Source organism: Photorhabdus sp. RM322S (assembly GCF_042879395.1).
Classification (GTDB): Bacteria; Pseudomonadota; Gammaproteobacteria; order Enterobacterales; family Enterobacteriaceae; genus Photorhabdus; species Photorhabdus khanii.
Genome location: NZ_JBHFKW010000097.1, coordinates 1 through 3417 on the forward strand (window position 1 = coordinate 1; position 3417 = coordinate 3417).

Below are 3417 nucleotides of genomic sequence, written 5' to 3' on the forward strand. Positions count from 1 at the left end.
GTTTCAGGATACGCTGTTTCAGTCGCATTCCTGGTTTTCAGGAGTAATATTCGTTCCGTTTCAGAAAGCAAATTAAGCTGTCCGATAGGTATTTCTTCATTTTCTCTTTTTGATGATAGTAGCTGCTGTAAGTGTTCACCCATCCGCTGTATCACTGCCGCATCTAGACGATTTTCATCATAAATCCAACGAAAGCCGCCTTGCATATTTATCTGAAATGTCAGTAATTCACTCGGCCGTTCTTGATCACATAACCGATTATCCTGCACCACAGAGACGGCTATCGGCCACGGGCAGCACCGACTTAATTCTGGGATAGCGGACAAGGCAGAAAAACGCGAAAAAAGATCACGACTGTATGTGCCATGTTGTGTCAGCAGGGCTAGCTCATTATCAACGGAATCAGCAACCTCACGCCACGGTTTATCAAACGTGGTTTCAATGTTCATGGGTACCACCGAAGCCATAGGTGATAACTCATCGTTAGCTCCCACGCACCAGCCGACCTGACATACCGTCTGCTGGGTCAACCGCATCAGGTAGATAACGAAAGCCTGTAATAACGTTCTCCATGCCGTTTCTTGATTATCTTGAGGTAAAACAAGCTGCCAAGGGCTCATTGCCCAGCGAGGTTCTGCTGTTTTATGAGGAATATCGAAGGGTAAATGGCTGGGTTGCAATTCGGTAAGGCGCTTACACCAGAAGTTTTCATCTAACTTCTGAGAAAGTACTTCGCTTTTAAACATATTTTCCTCTGTAGCAATGTTATCTTTCATTCATTACCTCAATAAATTTGTTAGTTATTTGAAGACTATGATTGCTTGAAGATTATTAGTCTTATAATCCAGGCCAGAATTTTTATTTGCAGAAAAACCAATCGCACAAACACTAATTACTCGATATATTTAACACGTTATTATTTATGTGGTTGACTATTCACCAGGCTCTATTTCGATTAAAAAACCAATGGCCTTGTATTAAAAATAAATAGAACACATAAAACAACATATTGATCATACAACCGTTTTTTAAACTAAATTAACCACTTATATTAGATGAAAAAAGCTTACTTTATGAAAATATTTTTTGATAATCAGTATTATCATAGGATAATAAAAAATTAATCATCATGAATTTGATCCAACCATACATTATTTCACATCTTAAAAACACTGGGTGATTTAAAATTAAAAACATATCATTCACTATTTGTGATTCATGATTTTATTTACAACAAGCCAAACAGCCAATGGGGGGCATAGTATTTATCAATGGTTCAGAAAGACAGGTTCCTATAGTTATTATCCTCTATCTTGCTTACTTTCGTATAACCCTTGATATATTCCTCTTTAGTGAGAGACAGTGATGGGTGTCCACCTACAATATAGATTGTCTATTACAGAAAATAGTTTTACATTAAAAGAGGTATTATAAATTTTATTTTGCTGGCGTGCTTTCCCAAAGAACACGTAAGTTTTATTATGCGTCAGAACATATAATAACAGGAAAGCCACCCAGTAAAACAAATGGAAAAAACCGAAAAATTGCTTTTTTCAATTGAATGCATTACTTTTTATTTGCCATCTAATCATTTAATTTAATAAACAAATAAATTAATCAACAAATACCGGGAAGACAGCCATGTAGTGGAACTCATTGATCTCATCAAAATGCATTATACCAAAGGAAAATCACCCAAAACCCTGAAGATCGCGGATGATCTGGGTCTGACAGTTCCCAGGCGCCTACGCGCTTACTTGAAACGCAAACCGGAAGAGGCTAACTTAGATCCTTACCTGTTTGAGTTTTTCATTTATCAGAAAATGTATCACCTGATTAATAGAGGCAAACTCTGCTGCAATGCCAGTGTTTCTTACTGCGATATCAATCATGATTTGATCAATGACTCACTGGTTGATGATATCGAGAAAATTGCGCTGGAATTTGGGTATCCAAAATTGCCCGTGTACTGCGAGTCAAGGCTGGACGATGCGATTGTGGCACTCAATCAAGCCTGGACATCGACGACAGAAAATATTCGCCTAGAGCAAAACGCGGGATTCCAGATTCAAGAAACGGCTGACGGAAAACTCCGTTGGAGGCTATTGTACGATAGGAGTGAAAAGCTTGATGACAGCTTTTTCCGCACCTTGCCAAAGACAGAAATCGCCGATGTCATGATGTTTATTGGCGAGTTGACAGGGATGTGGCAGGGTTTCACACATCTGAAAGATCGCTACACCAAACGGAAAAAACCGGCCCCATTGGCGTTGAATGCCTGCATTCTTTCCGAAGCCTTTGGATTTGGCATCATTAAAATGTCGGAAATGTCAGACATCAATTACAGTGTACTACGTTCAACGCACGAAGACTTTGTCCGGATTGAGACGCTGTGCACAGCCAATGACCAGGTGAGCAATTTCGTCAACGGCTTGTCTATCTTCAAAATTTGGGATCTGCTGGACGGCAAGCTGTTGGCTGATGCAGATGGTCACAAATTTGCAACCACGGATAGTACGATCCAATCACGCTATTCTAAAAAGTACCTGGGCAAGGGGCGTGGCATATCGCTTTACACCTTGATCGCCAATCATGTTGCTGTGAACGCTTCGAATTTGGGTTTGAATGAATACGAAGGCCATTGTCTCTATGACATGGTGTACGGCAACAAGACTGACATTGATATTCATTCGGTAACGGGTGATAACCATTCTCTGAATAAGATCAATTTTGTGGCGCTGGATGCCATTGATGTCAACTATGTTCCCAGTATCAAGAACGTTCGCGAAGCTTCGGAAAACTTTATGCCACTCATTCCATTGGGGATTTTGAAGGACCATTGCGTCCAGTGGGCACCATTGATGCCGAACTTATTCGTTCTCAACGCAGGGGGATTAAGCGTGTTCTGCTCTCGTTGGTATTGCAGGAGAATACGCAAAGTCACCTTATCAGAAAGCTAAACTCTCACACGCGGTATGCCCGGCTACGGGCTGCATTATATGAGTACAACAAAATATTCAAAAGCACCCATGTACTCAACCTCATTGATGACATGCACCTGAGAAAGGCTATACGGACTGCAAGAAACCGTACAGAGTCGTACCATCAATTACAACGCATTATCGGTAAAATCTACAATAATGTGTTCAAAGGCAGAAAAATCACCGACAACCGAGTCAGCGCCCATGCCGCTAGGTTGGTCGCCAACTGTATTGTGGCATACAACGCCATAATCCTTAACCGAGTGTATGAGCAAATGGTATCTGAAAGTATTCCGCAGGAGATACGGGATAAATTTGTAAGAATTTCCCCCATTGCGTGGCAGCACCTGTTCTTTACTGGTCGGTACAACTTCAAAAAAGCGAGTAAGAATGCCATTGACATTTCTGCCCTGGCTGACCTGCTGGAACAGCACTT

The 3417-nt window shown here is 41.0% G+C and carries 3 protein-coding genes; 2 read left to right on the forward strand and 1 reads right to left on the reverse strand.

Annotation, left to right across the window (positions count from 1 at the left end; genetic code table 11):
* Positions 1–776 (reverse strand): hypothetical protein (locus tag ACGF63_RS22530; RefSeq protein WP_387633305.1); only part of this gene is annotated, 776 nt, incomplete at its 3' end.
* Between the two features lie 870 nt (positions 777–1646).
* Here ACGF63_RS22530 and ACGF63_RS22535 point away from each other — a divergent pair.
* Positions 1647–2960, forward strand: coding sequence for a Tn3 family transposase (locus ACGF63_RS22535; protein ID WP_387633307.1), 1314 nt, complete (start codon positions 1647–1649; stop codon positions 2958–2960).
* Positions 2849–3417 (forward strand): Tn3 family transposase (locus ACGF63_RS22540; RefSeq protein ID WP_387633309.1); only part of this gene is annotated, 569 nt, incomplete at its 3' end. The genes ACGF63_RS22535 and ACGF63_RS22540, both read left to right, overlap by 112 nt.